This is a genomic window from Mycobacterium colombiense, from assembly GCF_003284935.1.
GTDB classification, from domain to species: Bacteria; Actinomycetota; Actinomycetes; order Mycobacteriales; family Mycobacteriaceae; genus Mycobacterium; species Mycobacterium arosiense_A.
Window position 1 is genome coordinate 55,897 of sequence record NZ_QMEV01000010.1, and the last position, 24,968, is coordinate 80,864.

Consider the following 24,968-nt stretch of genomic DNA (forward strand, 5'->3'; position numbering starts at 1 on the left):
TGCCAGAGCTGTGGTGGCCTGCGACTTAGTTCCGGCGCCGGTCGTGGGTGCATGTGTGCGTGGCGGCGGACGGAGGGCGAAGCGCAGGGAGCGGCGCGGACGGGAGCGCCAGCGGACGGGAGCAGAGCGAGCGTAGCGAAGCCTGCAGGTAGCCGCCGTTCCTCGCAGATCCTGGCCTCCAGGATCTACGTCATAAGCTGCGAGGGGGCTGCGTCATGGTGCTGTGGCTCGTAAGCTGGCGGCTGTGAGCGGGGTTCTGACGCAGCGTGCACGGCGCGAGACCGAGACGCGGCTGGCTGAGCAGCCGCGGCGGTTGGCGCATGTCCGGGGCGTCGCGGCGACTGCCGAGCGGTTGAGTCGGCGTTTCGATCCCCAGACAGCGGACTGTCTGGTCGCAGCGGCGTGGCTGCACGATATCGGTTACGCATCGTCGTTGCGCCGGACCGGGTTTCATCCGCTCGATGGAGCGGAGTACGTGCGAGCGGCCGGCTTCGGGGAGCTGGCCGCCTCCTTGGTGGCCTTTCATACCGGAGCGCACGCGGAGGCTGCCGAGCGGGGCTTGTCAGGCTTATCCGCGTTCAGTGATCCGCCCAGCGATTTCCTTGATGTGCTGACTTTTTGCGATCTGACGACCGGACCTGACGGGGCGCCGATATCACCGCGCGATCGGTTACGCGACGTGCTGTCGCGTTATGGATCCGAGGACCCGGTGCACCGGGCGGTCGACGCGGGCCGCGACGAATTGTTGGCGGCCGTCCGGCGAGTACGCGACTGGCTATAAACCCAGCCGGTTAGCCGAGGTAGGGGCCGTCGCGGTGTTGCAGGTAGTGCTCGATGCGCAGCCTCATCGACGGATGCATATCCAGGTTAGGGATCTCGTCGGGTGCAGTCCAGGCGATGTCCGTGCTTTCGTGGTCGATGGCAAGGGTGCCGCCGAGCACCGTGGTGGTGAACAGGAGCGAGAATTGCTGGCGGACTTCGCCATCGGTGAACGCGACCACGTGGCGGGGATTGGTGTAGACACCGACCAGACCCGTGACTTTGACGTCAAGCCCGGTTTCCTCTTTGACTTCCCGCACGGCGGTGTCGGCGATAGTTTCGCCGATGTCGTGGCCGCCGCCCGGTAGCGCCCACAGGGTGTTGTCGCGGCGTTTGATCAGCAGAATGCGACCGTGTTCGTCGGTGACGATGGCCGAGGCCGACGGAACGACACTGTTGGGCGCCGGGGCGTTGGGGTCGTTGTAGTAGTCGGTGCGCATCGGGGTCAGCCTTTCGAGGTCAGCGGTCTGGCATGGTCCCAGACCTGGGTGAAAGCGTCTTCAAGGGTGGCCCAGAGCCGTGGCTCGTGGTGACGTGACAGAACCAGCACAGGGTTGTTGCGCCCGGCTGAGCCGTAGATGTGGAAGTTGACGATCATGGCGTCATCGACCCGAAAGATCGACGTGTAGAGCGCGGTGTCGTGGGTGCGGATGTCCAGCCCCGGGGTGCCGGCGTGAGGGGCGAGCAGTTCCACGGACGTGCGGCAGCGGGCGATGACGGCCTCGCCGATCCCTTCCTCCTCGCCGCGCAGGATCGTGGTGGGGGTGTCGGGGTCCCCGACGAGAAACCGCACCGTCACACCGCGGGCGGCGGCGGCGAGCAGGGTGTCGAGGAATCCGTCGAGGGTTTCGAACAGGAACGTGGCCGCCAGGACGAGGATGTCGATGCCGGTGGTGGCGTCGGCGAAATGCTGCTGCCACATGGTGATGGGTAGCTGGGTGCGGCTGGCATACAGGGTCGCGGTGAACGGCCCACCCGCAGACGCTGTTGCCACTGCGCTCGCGGTGGAGGGTGGGTACTGGTTGGGCCACAGGTCATGCGGGGTGCAGTCGAGCACCTCGCTGGCTCTGTGGGCGTTGTGTTCGCGAATTCTGTAGTCGCTATCGGCCAGCCAGCGTCGCACCGACTTGATATCGACACCCACCGCGGTGGCGAACCGCTGCGAGGACAGACCTTTGGCGTGTAGCCGCTGCACGAGGCGATCGTTGGGAGTGATGGCGGCCTCGGTGCCGTCCTGCTCGTCCATCGTGCCAGCGCACATCTTCCCGTGTCGTCCGTATCCATCCCTCAGCGCGTGGTGTCTAGTTTGCCATGCGACTGCCGCCACCCGGCGGCGATAGTGCCGGTGTGATGTCCGTGGGTATGTCCGGGCCGTGTCCGAAATGCCCGTGGATGTGTCGGAAATGTCGGCATATGTCTCTCGCAACGTCCGTGATGTCCACGTGAACTGAGTCCAGCGCCGGACCGGCGTCAACAGCTCACGAAAGGACCAGTAGGACAATGCGTTTGAGAATCGATACGTCTGGGACTCGTTTTATCGTCACCCGCGCTCCTGAGCCACGGCTGAACTTCGAAACCGGCGCCCCGAAAGTCGACACCGCCACCGGGATGCCGATGTACGCCACCCAGGTCCTCGCGCTGGATGACTCCGGCGGCGAAGTGCTCATTGTCACTGTGGCAGGAGACCCCAAAGTGACAGTCACGCAGCCTGTTTCGGTAGTTGGTCTGGTGGCCATCCCGTGGGCCCAAGGTGATCGCAGCGGGGTGGCGTTCCGTGCTGATGCCCTCACCGCCGCCACCGCCAGTGGTGCTGCGCCGAGTGAGCAGACACGCCCGCAGAAGTAACAACCCCCAAGCGGGTGTGGGGTGCGGTGAGCAGATCATCGCACCCCGCCACCCCGACACCCCGGGCATTGCTGTTGACCACACGCTCACGGAGGGCATCTCTCATGACATCGAACAAGAAGAACACCACCAACAGTGGATCAGGCGATGACGACTGGTTCGGAGAACTGGTCATGTCGCTGTTCACCGCATCCGGGTATGTGCTGTGGTGGGCGGTGCTGTTCCCGGCGATCAGCGTGCCCATCATCGCCAGCCTCGTCCTTGCTATCAGCCACGGCCCACGCGTGGGCCTGATCTGCGCGATCGTGTGCAGTGCCGGGTATGCGGGCTGGGCCTGGCTCCAACCGGGGTCATTTCGCGCCTGGGTGACCGAACCGGTACGGCGGCGCTGGCTCACGTGGTCGCGCTACACCCGCACCTGGGAATCGATCTGCACCTTGCACGGCCTGACCGCCACCCTCGGCGGACGCACTCTCACTCCCACCCTGCGCACGGTGACGATCGGTAAAACCACCGATGTGCTCGTGGTGCGGATCGTCACCGGCCAGTCCGTGGCAGATTGGCATAAACAGTCCGACGCGCTGGCCGCCGCGTGGCGCGCCGGCCGCATCAGCATCACCGCCATCTCGCCCGGCGAACTGCGCATCACGTTAATGCGCGCAGACGTGCTGGCTGAACCGATCGCCCTGCCCATGCCAACCCCGGCCACCCCGGTCGATCTGGTGTCGGTGCGGGTCGGGATCACCGAAACGCGACATTGGTGGCAGGTGCCGCTGCTCGGTCACCACGTGCTGATCGCCGGGGCAACCGGCGCAGGCAAAGGCTCAGTGCTGTGGTCGTTGATCGCCGGCATTGCCCCCGCGGTGAAGACCGGGCTGGTCGGGTTGTGTGTCATCGACCCCAAAGGCGGCATGGAACTCGGTGCCGGAGCACCCCTGTTCACCGTGTTCACCCACGACGCCACCGACACCACCCTGGAGTTGCTACGCCAGCTCGTCACGGTGATGCACGCCCGGGCGAATCGTCTGCGCGGCCACACCCGCCTACACACCCCCACGACGTCGGAGCCGTTGTTCGTTGCGGTGATCGATGAGATCGCCGCACTGACCGCATACGTGACCGACCGCAAGGTCCGCACCGAAATCGAACAACTCCTGGGCCTGCTGCTCTCCCAAGGCCGCGCAGTCGGCATCAGCGTGGTCGCCGCGGTCCAAGACCCGGCCAAAGACACCCTGCCGGTACGGCAGCTGTTCACGGTGCGGATCGGGTTGCGGCTGACCGAAGCCACCCAAACCACCATGGTCCTCGGCCAAGGGGCGCGCGATGCCGGGGCAGAATGCGACCGCATCCCCGACACCACCCCCGGGGTGGGCTACATGATGGTTGACGGCACCGCCCACGCCCAGCGGGTGCGGGCCTTTCACGTCACCGACCACGACATTACCGCCCTGGCCAGCCGGTTCCGCCGAACCGCGAGGCGACCGAACAAGCCCCACCAGCCACACAACACCGATACCGGCCACACCGCGAGTGAGGGCAGCGGTGAATAGCTCCACGACATCGGCGCAGCTTGTCCTACCGGGTGTTCCGGATACAGCTGACACCGCCCGGGTGGTCGAGCAGATGGTGCGGCGCGCCGCCTCGATGGGATACGAATCCTGGTGGCGACGAGCAGAATCCGTCGGATTCTGCGCCCACCCCATCCAGCTGATCGGTGCCGATGAGTACGGGCGTCAGCGGGTGGTATGGACGCGCTGCAACAACCGTCGCGCCCACATCTGCCCCTCCTGCTCGGATCTCTACCCCGCGACACCTGGCAACTCGTGCACGCCGGTGCCGCTGGCGGTCACCACGGCATGCCCACCACGGTGGCCGATCATCCGCAAGTGTTTGTCACTCTCACCGCACCGAGCTTCGGGGCCGTCCACACCGCCACGAAGTCACGGGAGAAGGCAGCGCAGGTGTGCCGCGACCAGCACCGGGTCGGCGGCTACCGACGCTGCCCGCATGGAAAACAATTGTGGTGCAGCATGTCCCATGATCATGGCGACGAGCGGGTCGGCCAGCCGCTGTGTCCGGAGTGCTACGACTATGCCGGGCATGTGCTGTTCACGTGGCACCTGCCCGAACTGTGGCGACGCTTCACCATCACCCTGCGGCGCGCCCTACGCAAAAGCCTGAAAGCCGCCGGAGTTGACCCGGATACGGTGCGAGTGAGCTTCATCAAGATCGTCGAACTGCAAGCCCGCGCTATCCCACACATCCACGCACTGATCCGCCTGGATCCCCACGACGACCTTGACCGCCCCGGGTGGGAATCACCTATCGGTGCAGTCGAACTCGCTAGGGTCATCCAGTACGCCATCCGCACCGTCACACTCACCGTCAACGACCCGACAGCCGATGGCGGTGGGCAGACGATACGGTTCGGCACACAGATCGACACCCAACCGCTAACCGCATCGGTGGATCCGCCGCCAAATGAGCACAATTCAGGCTCAGGCCGGTCCATGTCTAGCCGGCTGGTGGCGCGCTATCTCGCCAAGTATGTCACCAAATCCTTGGCAGCCCTCGGAATCAGCGCACGCCGCCTATCTACGGAAGCCATACCCGACCTGGACGTGTCCGAGCATGTGCGGACCATCCTGACCACCATCAGCGATCTCGCGGACAAAGGACTGTCCGGCATCGGGCGGTGGTTGCACACCCTCGGATTCCGCGGCCACATCACCAGCAAATCCCGCCGTTATTCGACTACCATGACCGTGCTGCGCGAACAGCGCGCCATTTGGACGCGTGAGGAAAGCTCGAAAAGCACTGCATACCAATACGATCCCGACTGTGACTTCGCCGGTGGCGATGATCTGGTGGCGTGGGAGTTTGACCGTGCCGGCCCCGGCAGCCTCGGCGATCGCAGTCTCGTCTATTCCGCGGCCCTCCAACGTATTCACATCCGCCGCATCGGACTAGTGGAAGCCCGTCGCCACACACGCAGCCAGCATTGGGATCCACCAGGGGCAAGCGATGGCTGAACGATGCCCAACCCCACATGCTCGCTCCGAATGTGACGCTCGAATTAATGCACCGAGCATGTCAGAGGGAGGTGTTCAAATTGACCTGCCGAACCGGAATCGGCTTCCGCGCGAGGCCAACCGCGCGCTGGTAAACGTCATACTGGCTGTGCGGGACCGGACCCGCGGATCACGAAGGGAAGTGGCATGAGCCTCAGGTTCGCTTTCTATGGCCGAGTGAGTACCGAGGACGCTCAAGATCCCGAGGCGAGCCGCAGCTGGCAGAAACGTCGTGCCATCGATCTGATCACTCCGCATGGCGGAGTCCTCGCTGTCGACTACTTCGATATAGGTCAAAGCCGTTCGCTTCCCTGGAAACGCAGACCGGAGGCTTCACGTCTGCTTGCAGATGTCACTTCTCGTGACCGTGGCTTCGATGCCGTGGTGATCGGGGAACCTGCTCGCGCGTTCTACGGACCGCAATTTGCGCTCACTTTCCCGGTGCTCACGCACTACGGGGTTGGCCTATGGGTGCCTGAAGTCGGCGGAGCGGTTGATCCCGGATCCGAGGCACACGACCTCGTGATGACGCTCTTCGGCGGTATGAGCAAGGGAGAACGCGCACGAATCCAGATGCGCGTCCGTACCGCGATGTCGGCACTCGCGCAGGACACAACCAGATACCTCGGCGGTCGCCCACCGTACGGGTATCGACTCGTCGATGCCGGCCCGCATCCCAACCCTGCCAAGGCAAGTCTTGGGCAGCGGCTCCATCGTCTCGAACCCGACCCCGCGACATGTTCGGTCGTCGAGCGGATCTACCGCATGTACGCCGATGGTGCTGGCTTGCGCTTCATCGCACAGCAGCTCACCGACGATGGAGTGCCATCACCAAGCCAATATGACCCGGAGCGGAACCGGCACCGTGATCCGCGCGGATGGTCCCATTCGGCGATCCGCGCAATCCTCGACAACCCGGCGTACCGCGGTATTCGTGTGTGGGGCAAGCAGGAGAAATACGAGGTCTTGGTCAACCCCGACGATGTCGCTGCCGGGTACGAGACTCGCATGCGGTGGCGTGACGAGGTCGACTGGATCGCACCTGACCGGCGAACGCACGAAGCGCTGATCACTGACGAGCTGGCGCGGGCTGTCCGACTTCGGATGCAGGCGCGGCGGGGTCCGGGTCTTGTGTGTAGCAGAGAATCGACGGTGCCATATGCGCTGCGCGGGCTGCTGTTCTGTGCCGCATGTGGACGCCGCATGCAGGGTGCCGCCCGACCAGGGAAGCAAACAACGCGCATCCTCTACCGATGTGAGCTGGGCAAGTCGCGTTCCGTACCTGTGGACCTGAGTGACCATCCGCGCACCGTCTATCTTCGGGAAGACGAGGTGACCGCACGACTGGACGAATGGATCGCCACCCTGGCCGATCCAGAAGACCTCGCCCGCGGGCAGGAGATGGACCCCTCGGCGAGAACTGGCCACGCCGCCTTGCAGCGCGAGCTGAGCGAGGTCAATAGCAAGGTTGCCGCCTTGGTCGCGGCCGTGGAGTCTGGTGTGGCCGTTGAGGACTTGACTGCTGCGTTGCGTCGTCGCACGGCCGAGCGCGACGAGCTGAGGGCACGTCTTGAGCGCACGGAGCGGCCCCATGTCATGTCTGCCGCACAGATCAGCCAGCTGGTCGAAGAATTGGGCGGGCTGTCGGCCATCCTCGGTGCGGCAACCGGGGCGGAACGCGCTCAGGTGTACGCAAGCTTGGGTCTGCGTCTTGATTACGATCCGCACCTGCGGCGAGTCACGGCGACAGCCGACCTGAGTCGTGTCGCCGGATGTGTCCGAGGGGGGACTTGAACCCCCACGCCCATTAGTAGGGCACTAGCACCTCAAGCTAGCGCGTCTGCCATTCCGCCACTCGGACAAGGCCAAACCAGCATGGGTTGGCAGCTAAGGCTATCGGATCGTCGACCGCGAACCCAATCCAGCTCCCGCAGACGTGTCGACGATCGGCATCGAGCCGTCCGGCCGCCGCAATGGTAGGAAAGGTGGTTGTGACCATTCAGAGCGGGGCGACCGAGGAGCCAACCAACCCGAGCGACGACGTGGTCGAGGTGGTCAGCAAGTTGATCCGGTTCGACACCACCAACACCGGCGAACCGGAGACGACCAAGGGGGAGGCCGACTGCGCGCAGTGGGTCGCCGAGCAGCTCGCCGAGGTCGGCTACGCGCCGCACTACGTCGAATCCGGCGCCCCGGGCCGCGGCAACGTGTTCGTCCGGCTACCGGGTGCGGACAGGTCGCGGGGCGGCCTGTTGATTCACGGGCACCTGGACGTGGTCCCGGCCGAACCGACCGAATGGAGCGTGCACCCGTTCTCCGGAGCGGTGAAAGACGGCTTTGTCTGGGGTCGCGGCGCGATCGACATGAAGGACATGGTCGGCATGATGATCGTGGTGGCCCGCCACCTGAAGCGGGCGGGCATCGTGCCGCCGCGCGATCTGATCTTCGCGTTCCTCGCCGACGAAGAACACGGCGGGACCTTCGGAGCGCAGTGGCTGGTCGACAATCGACCGGAGCTCTTTGACGGGGTCACCGAGGCGATCGGTGAGGTGGGCGGGTTCTCGCTCACGGTGCCGCGCCGGGACGGCGGCGAACGTCGGCTCTACCTGATCGAGACGGCCGAGAAGGGGCTCTCGTGGATGAAGCTCACCGCCCGGGGCGCGGCCGGGCACGGGTCGATGGTGCATGACCAGAACGCGGTCACGGCCGTCGCCGAGGCCGTCGCCCGCCTGGGCCGCCACCAGTTTCCGCTCGTGGTGACCGACGCGGTCGCGCAGTTTCTCGCCGCGGTCAGCGAGGAGACCGGGCTCACCTTCGACACCGAATCGGGGGACCTGCGCGGAGCGGTCGACAAGCTGGGACCGATGGCCCGCATGCTCAAGGCCGTCCTGCACGACACCGCGAACCCCACCATGCTCAAGGCGGGATACAAGGCCAACGTCGTGCCGGCCGTCGCCGAGGCGGTGGTGGACTGCCGGATCCTGCCCGGCCGCAAGGCGGCGTTCGAGGCCGAGATCGACGAGCTGCTCGGGCCGGACGTGACGCGCGAGTGGATCAAGGATTTCTCGTCGTACGAGACCAGCTTCGACGGCGACCTCGTCGACGCCATGAACGCCGCCGTGCTGGCGTTCGACCCGGACGCCCGCACCGTGCCGTATATGCTTTCCGGCGGCACCGATGCAAAGTCGTTTGCGCGCTTGGGTATTCGTTGTTTCGGCTTCAGCCCGCTGCGGTTGCCGCCGGACCTGGATTTCACCGCGTTGTTCCACGGTGTCGATGAGCGGGTACCCATCGATGCGCTGCGGTTCGGCACCGACGTGCTGGCCCACTTCCTGACCCACTGCTAGATGACAGACGCAAGCCGATCACACGAGAGGACCGCCATGAGCACTGCTCCTGACCCGTACGCATCGTTGCCCAAGCTGCCGACCTTCACGCTGACCTCGCAATCGGTCACCGACGGCCAGCCGCTGGACAAGCCGCAAGTCAGCGGAATCATGGGCGCGGGCGGCGAAGACGTCAGCCCCCAGCTGAGCTGGTCGGGCTTCCCGGACGAGACCCGTAGCTTCGCCGTCACCGTCTACGACCCCGACGCCCCGACGGCCTCCGGGTTCTGGCACTGGGCCGTGGCCAACCTGCCTGCCGACGTCACCGAGCTGCCCGCCGGCGCCGGGGACGGCAGCAACCTGCCGGGTGATGCGCTGACGCTGGTGAACGACGCCGGGCAGCGCCGCTACATCGGGGCCGCGCCGCCGGCGGGCCATGGCCCGCACCGGTACTACATCGCCGTGCACGCCGTGGACACCGAAAAGCTGGACCTGCCCGAGGACGCCAGCCCGGCCTTCCTCGGGTTCAACCTGTTCCAGCACGCCATCGCGCGGGCGGTCATCCACGCCACCTACGAACAGAAGTAGGTCGGGGGGCTTTCGGGCCCACATCACTTGCGCCACTTTCGTCTCGGCGGTTTCACCGTGGCGATTGTTGTCGGTGGGCGGTCGTAGTATTCGAACATGCGTTCGATGATGGCCGGGCGGTGCTGATGACGGTGACCGACCGCGAGGAGCTTCAGCAGGACATCGAAGCGCTGTGCGCTCTGGCCTCTCGCTTTGCAGAGCACTCGTATGGGGCGCTGACCAACCCGGAACGCTTGCGAATGTTGGAGAGACTCGAATGCGTAACGCGCAGACTCCAAGCGCCAAGTCATCAGCTCATCAATCAGATTGGTGCGCAATGGGATTCAACGGAGTCGGGTGGCAGGCTGTCCTGGGTGCTGGCCGATCGCCTGCACCTCACCCGGGCCGAAGCCGGCCGCCGGATCGCTGAGGCCGCCGACCTGGGTCCGCGCCGGGCGCTGACGGGCGAGCCGTTGGCGCCGATGCTGCCCGCCACGGCGGCGGCCCAGCGCGACGGGGCGATCGGCGCCGACCACGTGGCGGTGATCCGTCGGCTTTTCCACCAGCTGCCCGAGTCCGTCGACGTCGAGACGCGTGAGCACGCCGAGAGACAGCTGGCGGCCAAGGCGACCGAATTCCGTCCCGATCAGCTCGCCAAGCTCGCGCGCCGCCTGATGGACTGCCAACCCCGACGGCAGCTACAGCGACGAGGATCGAGCGCGGGCGCGCGGGCTGGTGCTCGGCAATCAGCAAGCCGACGGCATGTCGCGCCTGAGTGGATGGTTGACGCCGGAGGCGCGCGCCGGTTGGGAGGCGGTACTGGCCAAACTGGCGGCGCCCGGGATGTGCAATCCCGACGACGACACGCCGGTCGTGGACGGCGCCCCGTCAGAACAGGCGGTGCAGCACGACAGCCGCACCCCCGCTCAGCGCAACCACGACGGGCTCAACGCGGCGCTGCGAGCTGTGCTGGCCAGCGGAGAGTTGGGACAGCACAACGGATTACCGGCCAGCATCATCGTGACCACCACCCTTGGCGAGCTCGAAGCCGCGGCGGGGAGGGGTTTGACCGGTGGCGGCACCATGCTGCCGATGTCGGATGTGATCCGCCTGAGCCGCCACGCCCACCACTACCTGGCGATCTTCGACAAGGGCAAGGCGCTGGCGCTTTACCACACCAAGCGGCTGGCATCACCCGGCCAACGAATTGTCTTGTACGCCAAGGATCGCGGGTGTTCGCATCCCGGCTGCGACGTGTCCGGCTATTACTGCGAGGTCCACCACGTCGCCGATTGCCAAGACGTACCGCACCGACATCGACCAGCTCACGTTGGCCTGCGGACCACACCACCGGCTCCTTGAGAAGGGCTGGACCACCCGAAAACGCGCGAACGGCGATACCGAATGGATACCGCCGCCGCATCTCGAGCGTGGGCAACCGCGCACCAACACCTTCCATCACCCGGGATGTGCTGAGCGAGGGGGACGGCGCCGCCTGACCTAGTCCGGCGTGCGGGTCGCCGAGCCGACGGCCTCGCCGAGCGAGGCAAAGCCGATCCAGGCGAGATGTTCGGCGGCGGCTCACATGCGTCCGTACGCGAGCGCCATGATTAGGCCCAAACCCGCTAGCAGGAGAAACATTATCGTCACCGGGTCGATGACTTCGAAGATCAAGTGCTCACGCCCGAATAGACGGGGTCGGCAGCGATGCGCGACCGAGCGTTGCCCCGCGGATGGGCTGTCGGTGGCTCGTCGACTTGCGCTCGGTGCATGTCATATGGCACAGACTCAAGCAGCGTCACCAGTCGTCCCGTTTCATCGGGAATTGAGTAGATGCGCTTCTCGCCCGGACGCGCGCCGGCTATCGCGCGGCCCAGGGGCGACGCCATGGAGTAGACCTTGATGTTGGCGCCCTCGCTGCCTCGCCTGCCGAGTAGAAAAGTCTCGGTCTCGCCGGTGCCGTCGTAGCGGATGGTCAATACCATCCCCGGTTCGGCGATAAAGTCACCGGCGGGATCCTCGCCGATGACGGCCTTGGACAACAGCTTTTGAATCTTACGTATACGCCGTTGGAGCGCTACGCGATTCCCGTCGAAGTCCATTGCGTCGTCAGGAGTTTCAACGATGAGCCCCGATCGCAGCGCGTTGAGTTTGTTGCGCAGGCGGACGTATTGCTGGCGTGTCATCCAGATGGGCTTGGCGCCGGTCATGTCGAGTGGTGTCCTTTCGTGTGACGGGGAGCGTCGTCAGGGGCGGGCCGATGTGGGCAGCCGCCACTGACGACTCGGACGCCCACGGTGGGCGAAATTCCGATGCGGTTCAAAGCTTTTCGTGTAGCCGTTAATTCCATGGTGGCCTGCGCCGGCACGATCGTGTTTGCCGTAAACCGACAACGGCAGTGCGCGGCGTTGTCACGCGCCCACAACGCCGCCGCCGCGGGCGCCTCGCGGAGGCTCACGCGGCAATTGGGATGGGTTGGGGATTGAAGGTGGCCGCGCCGCTTATTGTCGCTCGACGAGGCGATCGAAGCTCTGTTGCCATCGGTCGTAGCGCAGCCGGTCGAGGGTGACCCGTGCGCGGGCGAACAGGGCCACAGCCACAAGGCTCACGCCCCACCATGTCGCCACTGCGATGGCCAGCGCGTCATCGCGGGCGGTGTTGAGCGGTCGGGCAACCGGAAGGCCCTGGTCGTCTACCCAGATCTCGATATCGTCGCCGATCTTGGCCGTCAGCGGCGCGGAAACGTCGCCGGTGCGTTCGGTCCCGCCGGCGAACCATCGGGCGGGGACCGTCACCGTGGGGCTATCAAGGTTGCGGCGCGGGTGACTGTCTCCGGTGACCGTTGCGGTCACCGGGCGGCGAGTCTGGACCTGCTCGGCATAGAGACGGCTTCGAGAATCGTGGACCGCGGTGCCCACGGCGGCGCCGATGGGCAGGGCGATCAGTGACATCGCCACGGCGAACACCAAAATCAGCGCCTCTACCCGGTCTGTGGTGCGTATCAGCGGGTTACGACCGAACAGCCGCACCAACAGCCTCCGCGGCACGGGCACGGTGAATGCCTCCATCGCGGCGTCATCGTCTGGTTGGCGGTCGGCCCTCCGTTGATGATCGGACTCCGGGGTGGACATCGAGTTTCCTATCGAATGGTCGGTGTGGGCTGAGGTAGCGCAAGGCGGGCTGAACCAACCTGAGTCAAGCCCGGCCTCTGAGTGAGCTATCTTCATGATGGTTCAGATGGCTGGCGCGGGCTTTGCCGCAACAAGACAACTGCGCTGGCGCGCATTGTCGGGCATCGACATTGCCCGATGTCAATCGGTGTCGATGGCCGCGAGTTCTATCATCATGGCCAGCCGCTTTCGGGCATCGTTCAACGGCAGGTTGGTGATCTCGGCCATCTTGCGCAGCCGGTAACGCACGGTGTTTTCGTGCACTCCCAGCCGCTCGCCGGCTTCGGCGGGATCGCCCTGGGCCTCCAGCCACGCACGCAGCGTGGCCACGTAGTCCGTGCCGTTGGCGCGATCATGCCGGCCCAGCTCGGCCACCGGGCCACGGGATGGGGACCGCCCCGAGCGCGCCGCCGTGCGTAACCGCTGCAGCAGGATGTCAGCCCATGACTCGTCATAAACCGGAGGCGTAGCGGCGGGTGACATCTCATGCAGCGAAAGGCATTCCTCGGCTTCCCGGCGCGCAGCGGCGAGGTCTGTCACGTCGGCCGCGCCACTTACGCCGGCCAACACCCTCATGTGTTCGGGCAGGGCCGCCCGCAGACCGGTCACCCAGCGGAGCGCCGCGTCGGCCTGCCCACTCGGTAGCAGCGTGTAAACGATATTGCCCGCCAAAGCGCTGCGGCCCGGCCGAGACCAGCCGAAGCCGGTGGTGGCGCGCTCGAACGCCAACAATAAAGCGGCATCGCGTTCTTGGCCGATGAACGCCTGCAGCGCAATAACTCTCAAATCGTCGAGCGGCAGACCCAGCCGGCTCGCGACCATGGGGGCATCAGCAGTGCCTTCCAGCAACTGGATCACCAGTTCGGATTCGACTTGGCGCTCCAAGTCGGCGCTGGCTCGTGACCGTAGAAGATGCAGGGCCACGGTATGGGCACCCTCGGCTAAGGCGCTGCGCGCCGCTTCGTCCAGCGGCGCCGAACAGGCGACCCATACCGACCCGATCAGCTCTCCTCCGGAGAGCACGGCGACCACCATGCGGCCGATCAAGCCATGTTCGGAATCCTCGGGGACGAACAGCGGCTCGTCAGAGACCCCCAGGTGTGCGAATACGCCCCGCGTATCGAAATATGCCCGCAGCCGCTCCGGTGTCTGCCGCTCCAGGATGGTCTGCACCCGTGCCGGATCGGCATGTTGCTGCAGCTTCGAATACGCCAATACGCGCAACAGCCGATCGTGAATCACAACTGAACTGCCGATTGCGTCCGCCAGGCTATCGGCGAGCGCGAACAGATCCGTTGGGCCACGACCGGATTCAGTCTCACGGCCCTCCAGCACGAGTCCGTAGACGACCATAGCGAGCTCGCTCCACGTGACCGCCTCGTCGACCACCATGATCGCGCCGACCCCGGGGCCACTGTCAGACGCGACAGGCCCCTGCCCGTCGCGCACCAACACCACCACAGCACGCGCCGAAGCTGCCCACTGTGCCGCTTCGCGAACCGAGCCGGCACCGATGGCCAGCAGTACATCGCCTACCACCGCACGGTCCGGCGCGGCGTCGTGGATCACCACGCTGCGCAGTTCAGTCGATCTGGGCACCGACGACCACCGCAATCGGACGCCGTAACCACCCAGCACATTCACCAGGCGGTCCAACGTGATCACCAGCCGCTCCTCATGCCGAACTGGTGCCCAGCCTAACCAGGAGTCAAGCGAGACGGAGCCGCATGACCTAGTCCGGCGTACGGGTCGCCGAGCCCACGGCATCGCTGAGCGAGGCAAAGCCGCCGTCGTGCAGCCGCTGCGCGATGCCGTCGTGAATCTGCTTGGCCCACAAGCCGCCTCCGTAGATGAAGCCGGTGTAGCCCTGCAGCAGCGACGCGCCCGCGGTGATCCGCTCCCAGGCGTCGTCCGCCGTCTCGACGCCCCCGACGCTGATCAGCACCAGGCGATCACCCACCCGTCCGTAGAGCCGGCGTAACACTTCCACGGCGCGCCGTGCCACGGGCGGTCCGGAGATGCCACCGGGACCCAGCTCGTCGATGCCGGGCGTCCGCAAGCCCTGCCGCGACACGGTGGTGTTGGTGGCGACGATGCCGGCCAGGCCCAGTTCGACTGCCAGGTCCGCGATCTCGTCGACGTCGGAATCGGAAAGGTCCGGCGCGATCTTCACCAGCACCGGTGTGGATGTCTCGGCGAGCACCGCCGCAAGGATGGGTCGCAGCGTCTGGACCGCTTGCAGGTCACGCAGCCCGGGCGTGTTCGGCGAGCTGACATTGACCACGAGGTAGGACGCCAGGGGGCCGACCAGCCGGGCGCTCGCCCGGTAATCGTCGACGGCCTCGTCGGCCGGCGTCACCTTCGTCTTGCCGATATTGACCCCGATCGGCACCTCGGGCCGCTGCCGCGCGAGCCGCGTCGCCAGCGCGCCGGCGCCGAGGTTGTTGAAGCCCATCCGGTTCAGCAGGGCCCGGTCGGCCGGCAGCCGGAACATGCGGGGGGCCGGATTGCCGGGCTGCGGGTGGGCCGTGACCGTCCCGACCTCCGCGTGCCCGAAGCCCAGCGCGCCCCAGGTGAGCAGGCCCAGGCCGTCCTTGTCGAAGCCGGCGGCCAGCCCCAGTGGGCCGGCAAAGCGCACCCCGAACACCGTGCTGGCCAGCGCCGGATCCGTCGGAGCCAGCAACCGGTGCAACAACCGCCGCGTCCACCCGGTCGCGGTGACACCACGCAACACCGCGAACGCCAGTGTGTGAATCCGCTCGGGCGGGATCACGAAAAACAGCTGTCGCAGCACGCCGTACATCCGGTGCCCGCGCTCGCGTGGCCGGACGGCCGTCACAGTTCCGGCTGGTCGGGCCGTCGCCCCTCGGAGCCGGCGCCGTCCAGACGAGACTTTTTGCGGCGCAACAATACTCGCCTACTGCCGTCGGTGTAGAGCCGCACCCTGGTCAACTCCCAGCCGCGGTATTCGGCCTCGATGGACAAGCGGGTGGACGCGCTGACGCGGGTGACGTCCGGCGGCAAACGCAACGGCGCCCATTCGTATTCGTCGGACATCTCGGTGTCCCAGCCCGCGGGCAGCCGGCTCCGCCGCGCCGCGGTCAACGCGTGCCCGCCGCGTGCTCGATGACCTGAACTCCCGCACCGGAACCCGACACCACGTACAGGGTGCCTGACGCTTCGTCGAAGGCCAGTGAGTTCGGTTGCTGCACGGTCGGGTAACGCACCTTTTCGACGGGAATTCCGGTGGACAAATCGTAACCAATGACGATATTGGAAACGGTCTGCGAAACCCAGGCTAACGCGCGGGAACCGACCAGGCCGTACGGCGCCTGCCCAACCGGGTAGGCCTGGCGCAGAATCAGCGGGTCCACGCCGTACACCAGCAGCTGGCCGCCGCGGGTGTCGGCGACCAACACCCGTCCCGCCGGATCGGCGGACATGGTGGTGGCGCCCCGGCCCGCGCGCAGCGCCTGCTCGGCATGACCGTCGGCGCCCATCGTCGTCACCGACGTCTGGCCGCGGTCCAGCACCACCGTCGTATTGCCTTGTGTGGCAAGGACATCGACGCGCGCAAAGATCTTGTTGCGGTTGGCGACGGTCGCGCTGGTGACGGTGCCCGGCGTCTGAGAGGCAAGGGTGTAGACGGCGCCGTCGGCGCTGCCCAGCACCAGCTTGCCGTCGGCGCGCTGGGCCACCGCGGTGAATTCGGTCTGGGAGGCGTCGGCGACGGCCACCTGAGTCACCCGACCGGTAAGCAGCTCGACCGCGAAGTAGCCGCCGCGGGCTGCCAGGTAGGCGGTTCCGCGGCCGTCATCGGCCAACGCGGTCGCCGGCCCCGGCAACTCGACCACGCGAGGCGTGACCTGCGCGTCACCGAAGACGGTGATGCTGGCCGGGGCGGCCGGGTCGGGGCCCGGCGTCAGGACGGCCAGCTGATGCGTGCCGCCGTCGAAGACCGCCGCCGCGGCGTGACCGGCCAGCGGACGCACCGCGCCGGCCGGCTGCTGGGACGCGGGTGGCGACACGGCGGCGTGCGCCGGTTCGATGGTGTGCGGGGCGCCAGCGAGCGGATTGGATGAGCATCCGGCTATCGCCCACAGCGAAACCGCGAGAGTCGTCAGACCGCCCCGAACTGCGCGTATCCGGCGCGACGGTCGTGACAGCAATTCATTTCCCTCACGGTGTGGCGGCGGAACGCAAGCGGAACACAAGCGGAACCCAAATTCTAAGGAACGCTGTCGCCTCCACAGGGGCCACGCCGCCTGCATCCGACCCTACCGGCGAGGTATGGTCGGCTCATGGCCGTCACCGCTGACCGTCATTTGACGCAGAAAGAGTTTGCTGTCGAGGACATGTCGACAGGCATTGCCGCTAGCGGATACGGACAAGTCGGTGATGGACGGAGCTTTTCGTTCCACATCGAGAACCGATCCCTGGTCGTCGAGATTTACCGGCCCCGCCTGGCGGGGCCCGTTCCGCAGGCCGATGAGGTGGTTGCCACGGCGGTCCGCGACGTGGTCGACATCGACCTGACCGACGAGCGCAGCCTGAGCGCTGCGGTGCGCGACTCCATAGCGCACGCGGTGCCGGTCTCGCGCTAGTCATTGAGGGGCCCGTCCAACGGGTACCGTCGTGGTCGATATGACCGTCATCCTGTTACGGCACGGCCGCTCGAGTTCGAACACGGCCGGCGTCCTCGCCGGTCGCTCCGAGGGCGTCGACCTCGATGACAAGGGCCGCGAACAAGCCGACGGCCTGATCGATCGGATCGGCGATCTGCCGATCCGGGCGCTGATCAGTTCGCCGCTGCTGCGCTGCCGGCGCACCCTGGAACCGTTGGCCGACGCGCTGTGCCTGACGCCGCTCGTCGACGATCGGCTTGCCGAGGTGGACTACGGCGAATGGACGGGCCGCAAGATCGGCGACCTGGTCAGCGAACCGCTGTGGAAGGTCGTGCAGGCGCACCCCAGCGCGGCGGTGTTCCCCGGCGGCGAGGGCCTGGCGCAGGTGCAGGCCCGGGCCGTGGCCGCCGTGCGCGAGCACGACCGCCGCCTGGCCGCCGAAGCCGGGGAGGAGGGCCGCGGCGACGTGCTGTGGGTCGCTTGCACTCACGGGGATGTCATCAAGGCGGTCATCGCCGACGCGTACGGCCTGCACCTGGACGGCTTCCAGCGCGTCACCGCCGACCCGGCGTCGGTCAGTGTGATCCGCTACACCGAACTGCGCCCGTTTGTGTTGCACGTCAACCACACCGGCGCTCGTCTGTCCGCGTCCTTGCGCGCCGGGCCCCCGGCGAAGGAAGAGGCAAAGCCCGAAACCGGCCCCGGGTCCAACGGGGAGGCGCAGCAACCGGCCGCGGGAGTGCCGTCCAGCGACGCGGTGGTCGGCGGTTCCACGGATTAATACGGATTAATCCGGCGGCTGGCACCATCGGATCGCACGGCGACGGCAACTGCCGGTATTTTGGGAAGTGCCATGGCCCGCGCAATTCATGTCTTCCGCACACCCGACCGCTTCGTGGCCGGGACCGTTGGCCAGCCCGGAAATCGCACGTTTTACATCCAGGCTGTGCACGACGCCCGCGTGGTGTCGGTGATATTGGAGAAACAGCAGGTGGCGGTGCTCTCCGAGCGCATCGGTGCGCTGCTGCTGGAGGTGAACCGCAGGTTCGGCACGCCCGTTCCACCGGAGCCCGCCGAGATCGAGGACCTCGATCCGCTGGTCACCCCCGTCGACGCCGAGTTCCGGGTCGGAACCATGGGCCTGGGCTGGGATTCGGAGGCCCAGACCGTGGTGGTCGAGCTGCTGGCGGTCACCGACGCCGAGTTCGACGCCTCGGTGGTGCTCGACGACACCGAGGAGGGTCCCGACGCGGTCCGGGTGTTCTTGACGCCGGAGTCGGCGCGCCAGTTCGCCACCCGCTCCAATCGCGTCATCTCCGCGGGGCGGCCGCCGTGTCCGCTGTGCGACGAACCACTGGACCCGGAGGGCCATATCTGCGCGCGCGCCAACGGATATCGGCGCAGTGCGCTGCTCGGGCCTGACGATGACCCCGAGGTCTGACGACCGTGAGGTGTTGCGCGACGGCGAGCTGACGGTCATCGGACGGATCCGCTCGGCCAGCAACGGCACCTTCCTGTGTGAGTCGACGCTTGGTGAGTCAAGCGTGCACTGCGTCTACAAGCCCGTCGCGGGGGAGGCGCCGCTATGGGATTTCCCGGACGGGACGCTGGCCGGCCGCGAGCGGGCCGCGTATCTGGTGTCGGCGAAATTGGGCTGGAATATCGTGCCCTACACCATCATTCGGCACGGCCCGGCGGGTCCGGGAATGTTGCAGAAATGGGTGCAGCAACCCGGCGACGCCGTGGACACCGAGCCGCGGCCGGGGCCGGATCTGGTCGACCTGTTTCCCGCCGGCACCAAGCAGCCGGGCTATCTGCCGGTGCTGCGCGCCCTCGACTACGCGGGCGACGAGGTCGTCCTGATGCACGCCGACGACATTCGCCTGTGGCGGATGGCGGTGTTCGACGTGCTGGTCAACAACGCCGACCGCAAGGGGGGCCACGTGCTGCGCGACCTCGACGGCCACATCTTCGGTGTCGACCACGGCGTGTGCCTGCACGTCGAGGACAAACTGCGCACGGTGCTGTGGGGGTGGGCCGGTAAGCCGATCGACGATCACACCCTGGAAGCCGTGGCCGGACTGGCGGACGCGCTCGACGATCATTTCGGCGACGAGCTGACCGAGCACATCACCCGGGCCGAAGTGCGTGCGCTGCGCGCCCGCGCGCACGCGCTGCTGGACCGCCCGGTGATGCCCGGACCCAACCGGCATCGCCCCATCCCGTGGCCGGCCTTCTAGCGGTGATCGCAAGCGCGGCGCAGCCGGGCGCAGCGGGTTGCCGGCATAGGTCGCAGCCGCCCGCCGCCATCGGTGCGGGCCGCGGCACGCCGTCGGCGATACTGAACCAGTGAGCAACCGCGCGGACGATCTGGCTGACCCGACCGATGCCGCGCTGGCCGCCGATCTCGCCGCCGAAGCGGGGGAGTTGCTGCTGATGGTCCGTGACGAAGTCGGCTTCGGGTATCCCTGGGCGCTGGGCGACGCTGGCGACAGCCTGGCGAACGCCTTGATCCTGCGGCGACTGCACGCGGAGCGGCCCGACGACGCGGTGCTCAGCGAGGAGGCCTACGACGACCTGTCTCGCCTCAACCACGACCGCGTGTGGATCATCGACCCGCTAGACGGCACCCGGGAGTTCTCCACGCCGGGCCGCGACGACTGGGCGGTACACATCGCGCTGTGGCAGCGGCCCAGTAACGGCCAGCGCGAAATCACCGACGCGGCGGTGTCGTTGCCGGCCCGCGGCAACATCGTCTACCGCAGCGACACCGTGACCGCGGATTCCGCGCGCGTCGGCGTCAGCGACACCATCCGCATCGCCGTCAGCGCCACCCGTCCTCCCGCGGTGCTGCACCGGATGCGGCAGACGCTGCCGATCCAGCCCGTCGCGATCGGCTCGGCGGGGGCGAAGGCGATGGCCATCATCGACGGGGACGTCGACGCCTACGTGCACGCGGGCGGCCAGTGGGAGTGGGATTCGGCGGCCCCCGCCGGGGTGGTGATGGCCGCCGGCATGCACGCGTCGCGGCTCGATGGGTCGCCGATGCGCTACAACCAGCTCGACCCGTATCTGCCCGACTTCGTGATGTGCCGCGCCGAGTTGGCGCCCATCCTGCTGGGCGCCATCCGCGGCACCTAACGGCGATAGGCCGGCTGCGGCCGGGCCGGCGCGTCAGCCTTTGGCCGAGAGCGGCCGGTCCGTGTATTCGACGAGGCTGCCTTTCGGGCGGCTGTCGTCGCCCGCCTAGGCTGATTGCCATGCAGTCGTGGTCTTCCCCAGAGGTCCCCGTGTTGCCGGGGCGCGGCCCGGAGCTTCGGCTGTATGACACGTCGGACCGACAGGTGCGTCCCGTGGCGGCCGGATCGACCGCCACGATGTATGTCTGCGGCATCACCCCGTACGACGCGACCCATCTGGGCCACGCGGCAACCTATCTGGCGTTCGACCTCATCTACCGGCAGTGGCTGGATCTCGGCCACGAGGTCCACTACGTGCAGAACGTCACCGACGTCGACGATCCGCTGCTCGAGCGCGCCGAGCGGGACGGCATCGACTGGCGCGACTTGGCCGCGCGTGAGGTGTCGCTGTTCCGCGAAGACATGGCGGCGCTGCGCGTCCTGGCCCCCCGCGAGTACGTCGGGGCGACCGAGGCCATCGCGGAGGTCGTCGAACTCGTCGAGAAGATGCTCGCGTCGGGCGCGGCGTACGCGGTCGACGGCGAATACCCGGACATCTACTACCGCGCCGACGCCACGCGCCAGTTCGGCTACGAATCCGGCTATGACCGCGACACCATGCTGCGACTGTTCGCCGAGCGCGGCGGCGACCCGCAACGGTCCGGCAAAACCGACCAGCTCGACGCCCTGCTGTGGCGGGCCGCGCGGCCGGGGGAGCCGAGCTGGCCCTCGCCGTTCGGCCCCGGGCGCCCGGGCTGGCACGTCGAGTGCGCGGCGATCGCGCTCAGCCGCATCGGCAGTGGCTTGGACATTCAGGGTGGGGGCAGCGACCTGATCTTCCCGCATCACGAATTCACCGCCGCGCACGCCGAATGTGTCCGCGGCGAGCGGAGATTCGCGCGCCACTACGTGCACGCCGGCATGATCGGCTGGGACGGGCACAAGATGTCCAAGAGCCGGGGCAACCTGGTCCTGGTGTCCCAGCTGCGCGCGCAGGGTGTCGAGCCGGCGGCCATCCGGCTCGGGCTGCTCGCCGGGCACTACCGCGGGGACCGGTATTGGAGCGACCAGGTGCTCGACGAGGCCGTCGCCCGGCTGCTCCGTTGGCGTCGCGCCAGCGGGCTACCGGCCGGGCCGGACGCCACCGACGTGATCGCGCGGGTGCGCCAATACCTGGCCGACGATCTCAACACTCCCAAAGCCCTTGCTGCGCTTGATGGTTGGGTCACCGACGCGCTGGACTACGGGGGTCACGACGCCGAGGCGCCCCGGCGGGTGGCTGCGGCGATCGATGCGCTATTGGGCGTGGCCGTCTAGCCCGGGCGGGACATGCGCTGGGTCACGCAGGCTGGCCGCTTCCCAGGCTGGTTCCCTCCGCGATGACCCCTTCGGTTGCCGCATGTTCGGCTGCCACATGTTCGGTTGCCGCATGTTGGGCCGCTGTCCACCATTTCGCCAGTGCCGACAGATCGGCGGCTTCCTCGTAGAGGTTGGTGGACCGGGAATTGACCACCAAGGCTTGGTCGGGCGTCGCGGGGCTGTCCCCTGCGGTCTTGGCCTCGGCCGCGCGCGCCAGCTCGAAAGCGTCTGTCGCCGAAGCGCGTTCGTCGGCCGGCACGGAATATGTCCGGAAGAAACGCGCCAGCTCGTCTTCAGAGGTAGTGCGGACATAGTGGCGCAGCTGCAGGATCGCGTCGCGGATTTCGATGACGGTCTGGTGCAGCTGCAGCGTGGTCTTTTGAAACCGGCGGTCGTCGTGCTCGAGGTCGAAACTGCTTTCCGGGACCACGGTCGTCATGCTGAGCCGCAGCGGCTGCAGACTTCTCCACATGCGGCTGACGCGGTCGAGTCCAAGAAAGGAATGCAGCCGCACGGCGAGCGGAACCGCGCCGAAGAGATACACGATGACGGCCATCCACAGGACTTCGAATCCGTGCACCCGCATCCGGAACCGCACGGTGTCGGTCCAGCCGAGCTGGTCGCTCACCGCCAACACCAGCGCCTCCAGGCAGGCTGCGGCCGTCAGGGCGACGGCAAGCACCCCGGCGGCCGCCAGCAGCAATTCGCGCGTGTCGGTGGCCCTGAGCAGCTCCGCGCCGAACATCCACAGCAACCGCACCACCAGGGTGACGAGGATGGTCAGGTACAGGCTCAACGCCAACACCGCATCCCAGCCGCCGGCCACCTCGAACGGCTGACCCGCGACGCGAGCACGGGTGCCCACGGCCAGGAAAGCCGCGGACAGCGCAACGGCGGCCACGCGGTAATAGCGGTGACTGCGACGCGTCGCCTCCGGTGAGATCCGGTTCCACAGCATGGTGAAGCCGATGAATTCAGCGTCCGCCAATATCATTGCGACGCAGGACAATTGCTGGGCGGTGGTCACGCTCATGAGGGCGCCTGTAGACAACATCGCTTCCACCCGGCGCTCGCGCAGCAGCTGCGCGAGCAGCAGCCAGGCCATCACGTTGTTGAAGTAGGTCTGGTACAGGTTCGCCTTGCACCACCGGAACCGCGCCGCAAGAAGCATCGCCATGATCGTGATCACGGGCCACGCGACGATACCCGGGATGATGGAGGTCATTGGCGACGAAAGAAGGCGCTGCGCATCATCGAGCGACGCTCGGTAGCCTCCGCGGCGGCGATCAGCAACAGGGAAGCGAACATCTCCGCGTCGCGCTCCTGATCACTCGCGTAGTCGCCACGACCCAATACCGCGCGGACCGTTTCGGGATCGATGTCGGGCAGGGCCTGGCGGCACACCCTGTATTCGGGCGCCTCGTCGAAGCCGTCACCGCCACATCGACCGTGACCCAACAAGATGTGCCCGATCTCGTGGCCCACGATCTGGTCGATGTGGTAGTCCGTGGTGCCGACCTCATGCAGGATCAGGTCTTCGTCATCGCAGGCCAGCCAAATTCCGCAGGGGCTGTCCGCTAGCGTCGCGGTGTCCGTCGGGACCAGCCTGATGGCGCGACCGCGCATCTGGCCCAAGTTCTCGATGAAAACGTTCCGGTCCCACGGCACCGGAATCGGGAGGTCGCGCGTCAGCGCGAGTATGTCAGCGTTCGAGGCCGCCATCTCGTTGGTCATCTCTCTGCGAAGAAATCGGGGGCAGCCGTTCAAGCTCGCGGAGGTGGTCGACGATCGCCGCCAGGCTGTTGAGGGCCTGGGGTGTCAGCCCCGATGCGCGCGCCGCCAGATCGCGCACGCCGTTATCACGCAATGCCTGTAGAAGATTCAGTTGCGCGTCGATCGCCGGGTCGGTGCCGCGATCGATCAGATAGGACGGCGGCACGCCGAAGAAATCGGCGATCGCCCTCAAATGCGCGACAGTGGGATTCGTCTTTATGCCGCTTCTGAGCTGCCAGAGGTACGCCGGGCTGATCGGGACGCCGGTCTTGTCGGTGATCGCCGCCGCGGCCGCGGCGTTGGACAACGGAGGCGTGCCGGCCTTGCGCATGAGCTCGAACAGCTTGTTCAGCCGGGCCGCCAGCTCGCCGTCGTTGGATCCGTTGGCTGTGACGCCATCGGCTGCCAATGCACTCTCGTTTCATCTGATCTCTGGCGGTGTGTACTCATGTTACAGGGCGGTCCTCCTCGACGGTCCCGAAACGCTACTCGCGAAAACTTTTCGGTGCGCGGCTGCGACCTCGGCGTCTGTGGATGGTGAAGCGCTTCATCTCGGTTATGCACAGGCGCGCGGCGTTCCGTCTTGCATTTTCATCAGTGTACGGTTGAATTTCCGGCGTGTACTGGCGTATACAATTCGCCGCGGCGTGTGCCCGGCCGGGTGTGGCGATCGACGTGCGGCGCGGTTCGCCTACGGACCCGGCTTTGCTGGTGAACGACGAGGGGCGGGCACCAGAGCGCCGGGTCCGCCTTCCCGCGGGGAGGCTGGGGATTTCGAAGGTCTTCCCTGCTGGGTTAGGGCCTCGTCCGAATCGGCGAAGCGTGGCGAAGCGCGATAGACCAGGGTGTCGGAGGCCGTCCGCAAGAACGGCAAACTCGACCGCCGCTTCGATGGCGGCGCTGACCCGTTGTCGACGTCGCGTAGGAAGGGACCCCCTCGGACGCAGATGTGGCACTGAGACGTGAATTCCAGGGGTGCCGACACCGGTCCGGCGGTGTTAGCTATGGCTGCGATGCGGGGCCAAAAATTTGTTCTGCGCGTATGCTCGGTGGTCGGCCAGAAGCGGGACCAGCTGTGGATAAGAGTTTGCTATGAGCCCCCCGTTGATCCGCCGTTCGAACCTATGAAACACCTGTATAACCTGGATATTAATTTACACGGGTGTCGAATCGCGGCGGGTCGAAACAATTTGCTGCCAGGTGCAGATTGGCGTATATTTTTCGGTAATTGCTG

General features: G+C 66.7%; 23 protein-coding genes, 1 tRNA gene and 2 pseudogenes. 14 read left to right on the forward strand and 12 right to left on the reverse strand.

The window, feature by feature from the left end; translation table 11 throughout:
* Positions 1–244 precede the first annotated feature (244 nt).
* A complete protein-coding gene (locus DQP57_RS07490; RefSeq protein WP_005116484.1) occupies positions 245–781 on the forward strand; it encodes an HD domain-containing protein in 537 nt (178 codons plus the stop codon).
* 10 nt (positions 782–791) lie between these two features.
* Here DQP57_RS07490 and DQP57_RS07495 read toward each other — a convergent pair whose 3' ends face one another.
* Positions 792–1,259 (reverse strand): NUDIX hydrolase, encoded by a 468-nt coding sequence (locus tag DQP57_RS07495; protein ID WP_005086575.1) that lies wholly within the window; start codon positions 1,257–1,259, stop codon positions 792–794.
* A 5-nt stretch (positions 1,260–1,264) separates the two neighbouring features.
* A complete protein-coding gene (locus DQP57_RS07500) occupies positions 1,265–2,065 on the reverse strand; it encodes a hypothetical protein (RefSeq protein ID WP_112632384.1) in 801 nt (266 codons plus the stop codon).
* A gap of 254 nt (positions 2,066–2,319) precedes the next feature.
* Between DQP57_RS07500 and DQP57_RS07505 the strand changes: the two genes are divergently transcribed.
* The 4 genes and pseudogenes from DQP57_RS07505 (at position 2,320) to DQP57_RS07525 (ending at position 7,529) form a co-directional block, all read left to right on the forward strand.
* On the forward strand, positions 2,320–2,664 hold the full coding sequence (locus tag DQP57_RS07505; RefSeq protein WP_005086573.1) for a hypothetical protein: 345 nt from the start codon (positions 2,320–2,322) through the stop codon (positions 2,662–2,664).
* A 104-nt stretch (positions 2,665–2,768) separates the two neighbouring features.
* Entirely contained in the window at positions 2,769–4,214 is a 1,446-nt protein-coding gene (locus DQP57_RS07515) for an FtsK/SpoIIIE domain-containing protein (RefSeq protein WP_112632385.1), read from the forward strand.
* Positions 4,207–5,696: pseudogene (locus tag DQP57_RS07520) on the forward strand (replication initiator). The gene DQP57_RS07515 and the pseudogene DQP57_RS07520 overlap by 8 nt, the downstream one beginning before the upstream one ends.
* A 186-nt stretch (positions 5,697–5,882) precedes the next feature.
* Positions 5,883–7,529 carry a recombinase family protein gene (locus DQP57_RS07525; protein ID WP_112632386.1) on the forward strand — a complete coding sequence of 549 codons (1,647 nt, stop codon included), beginning with the start codon at positions 5,883–5,885 and terminating at the stop codon, positions 7,527–7,529.
* Here the strand turns inward: DQP57_RS07525 and DQP57_RS07530 are convergent.
* Positions 7,511–7,596: transfer RNA gene (locus tag DQP57_RS07530), tRNA-Leu, on the reverse strand. The genes DQP57_RS07525 and DQP57_RS07530 overlap by 19 nt on opposite strands.
* 112 nt (positions 7,597–7,708) lie before the next feature.
* On the opposite strand from DQP57_RS07530, the gene DQP57_RS07535 reads away from it, so the two are divergent.
* The 3 genes and pseudogenes from DQP57_RS07535 (at position 7,709) to DQP57_RS07545 (ending at position 11,132) form a co-directional block, all read left to right on the forward strand.
* Positions 7,709–9,082, forward strand: a complete 1,374-nt coding sequence (locus DQP57_RS07535) for a M20/M25/M40 family metallo-hydrolase (protein ID WP_430918405.1) — start codon at positions 7,709–7,711, stop codon at positions 9,080–9,082.
* A gap of 36 nt (positions 9,083–9,118) precedes the next feature.
* Complete coding sequence (locus DQP57_RS07540) at positions 9,119–9,649, forward strand: YbhB/YbcL family Raf kinase inhibitor-like protein (protein WP_112632387.1); 531 nt, start codon at positions 9,119–9,121, stop codon at positions 9,647–9,649.
* A 125-nt stretch (positions 9,650–9,774) separates the two neighbouring features.
* Positions 9,775–11,132: pseudogene (locus DQP57_RS07545) on the forward strand (HNH endonuclease signature motif containing protein).
* A gap of 166 nt (positions 11,133–11,298) precedes the next feature.
* Here the strand turns inward: DQP57_RS07545 and DQP57_RS07550 are convergent.
* The 6 genes from DQP57_RS07550 to DQP57_RS07575 form a co-directional block, all read right to left on the reverse strand.
* Positions 11,299–11,838, reverse strand: a complete 540-nt coding sequence (locus DQP57_RS07550) for a GreA/GreB family elongation factor (protein WP_112632388.1) — start codon at positions 11,836–11,838, stop codon at positions 11,299–11,301.
* 291 nt (positions 11,839–12,129) lie between these two features.
* Positions 12,130–12,657, reverse strand: coding sequence for an Rv1733c family protein (locus DQP57_RS07555; protein ID WP_240631698.1), 528 nt, complete (start codon positions 12,655–12,657; stop codon positions 12,130–12,132).
* Between the two features lie 282 nt (positions 12,658–12,939).
* The gene (locus tag DQP57_RS07560; protein ID WP_112632390.1) at positions 12,940–14,463 is read right to left on the reverse strand and encodes a PucR family transcriptional regulator; all 1,524 of its coding nucleotides are present in this window, start codon (positions 14,461–14,463) and stop codon (positions 12,940–12,942) included.
* Positions 14,464–14,530: 67 nt separating this feature from the next.
* Positions 14,531–15,601 carry a quinone-dependent dihydroorotate dehydrogenase gene (locus DQP57_RS07565; protein WP_112632391.1) on the reverse strand — a complete coding sequence of 357 codons (1,071 nt, stop codon included), beginning with the start codon at positions 15,599–15,601 and terminating at the stop codon, positions 14,531–14,533.
* A gap of 32 nt (positions 15,602–15,633) precedes the next feature.
* Positions 15,634–15,903 carry a DUF5703 family protein gene (locus DQP57_RS07570; protein ID WP_112632392.1) on the reverse strand — a complete coding sequence of 90 codons (270 nt, stop codon included), beginning with the start codon at positions 15,901–15,903 and terminating at the stop codon, positions 15,634–15,636.
* The gene (locus DQP57_RS07575) at positions 15,900–16,967 is read right to left on the reverse strand and encodes a YncE family protein (protein WP_112632393.1); all 1,068 of its coding nucleotides are present in this window, start codon (positions 16,965–16,967) and stop codon (positions 15,900–15,902) included. Before DQP57_RS07575 ends, DQP57_RS07570 begins: the two co-directional genes overlap by 4 nt.
* 132 nt (positions 16,968–17,099) lie before the next feature.
* Here DQP57_RS07575 and DQP57_RS07580 point away from each other — a divergent pair, with 132 nt between their 5' ends.
* The 6 genes from DQP57_RS07580 (at position 17,100) to mshC (ending at position 21,919) form a co-directional block, all read left to right on the forward strand.
* Positions 17,100–17,402: a hypothetical protein gene (locus DQP57_RS07580; RefSeq protein ID WP_112632394.1), complete on the forward strand. Its 303-nt coding sequence runs from the start codon at positions 17,100–17,102 to the stop codon at positions 17,400–17,402.
* 40 nt (positions 17,403–17,442) lie between these two features.
* On the forward strand, positions 17,443–18,204 hold the full coding sequence (locus tag DQP57_RS07585; protein WP_112632395.1) for a histidine phosphatase family protein: 762 nt from the start codon (positions 17,443–17,445) through the stop codon (positions 18,202–18,204).
* Between the two features lie 72 nt (positions 18,205–18,276).
* Positions 18,277–18,864, forward strand: coding sequence for a DUF3090 domain-containing protein (locus tag DQP57_RS07590; RefSeq protein ID WP_007770786.1), 588 nt, complete (start codon positions 18,277–18,279; stop codon positions 18,862–18,864).
* Positions 18,848–19,663, forward strand: a complete 816-nt coding sequence (locus tag DQP57_RS07595; protein ID WP_346427294.1) for an SCO1664 family protein — start codon at positions 18,848–18,850, stop codon at positions 19,661–19,663. The genes DQP57_RS07590 and DQP57_RS07595 overlap by 17 nt, the downstream gene beginning before the upstream one ends.
* 196 nt (positions 19,664–19,859) lie before the next feature.
* Positions 19,860–20,564 (forward strand): 3'(2'),5'-bisphosphate nucleotidase CysQ, encoded by a 705-nt coding sequence (locus DQP57_RS07600; protein WP_430918428.1) that lies wholly within the window; start codon positions 19,860–19,862, stop codon positions 20,562–20,564.
* Positions 20,565–20,683: 119 nt separating this feature from the next.
* The gene (gene mshC / locus DQP57_RS07605; protein WP_112632397.1) at positions 20,684–21,919 is read left to right on the forward strand and encodes a cysteine--1-D-myo-inosityl 2-amino-2-deoxy-alpha-D-glucopyranoside ligase; all 1,236 of its coding nucleotides are present in this window, start codon (positions 20,684–20,686) and stop codon (positions 21,917–21,919) included.
* 22 nt (positions 21,920–21,941) lie between these two features.
* Here the strand turns inward: mshC and DQP57_RS07610 are convergent, their stop codons facing one another.
* The 3 genes from DQP57_RS07610 to DQP57_RS07620 are packed head-to-tail and all read right to left on the reverse strand — an operon-like array spanning position 21,942 to position 24,065.
* Positions 21,942–23,186, reverse strand: coding sequence for a DUF6545 domain-containing protein (locus DQP57_RS07610; RefSeq protein WP_112632398.1), 1,245 nt, complete (start codon positions 23,184–23,186; stop codon positions 21,942–21,944).
* On the reverse strand, positions 23,183–23,695 hold the full coding sequence (locus DQP57_RS07615) for a hypothetical protein (protein WP_240631699.1): 513 nt from the start codon (positions 23,693–23,695) through the stop codon (positions 23,183–23,185). The genes DQP57_RS07610 and DQP57_RS07615 overlap by 4 nt, the downstream gene beginning before the upstream one ends.
* Positions 23,664–24,065, reverse strand: coding sequence for a helix-turn-helix domain-containing protein (locus DQP57_RS07620; protein WP_240631702.1), 402 nt, complete (start codon positions 24,063–24,065; stop codon positions 23,664–23,666). The genes DQP57_RS07615 and DQP57_RS07620 overlap by 32 nt, the downstream gene beginning before the upstream one ends.
* Between the last annotated feature and the right edge of the window lie 903 nt (positions 24,066–24,968).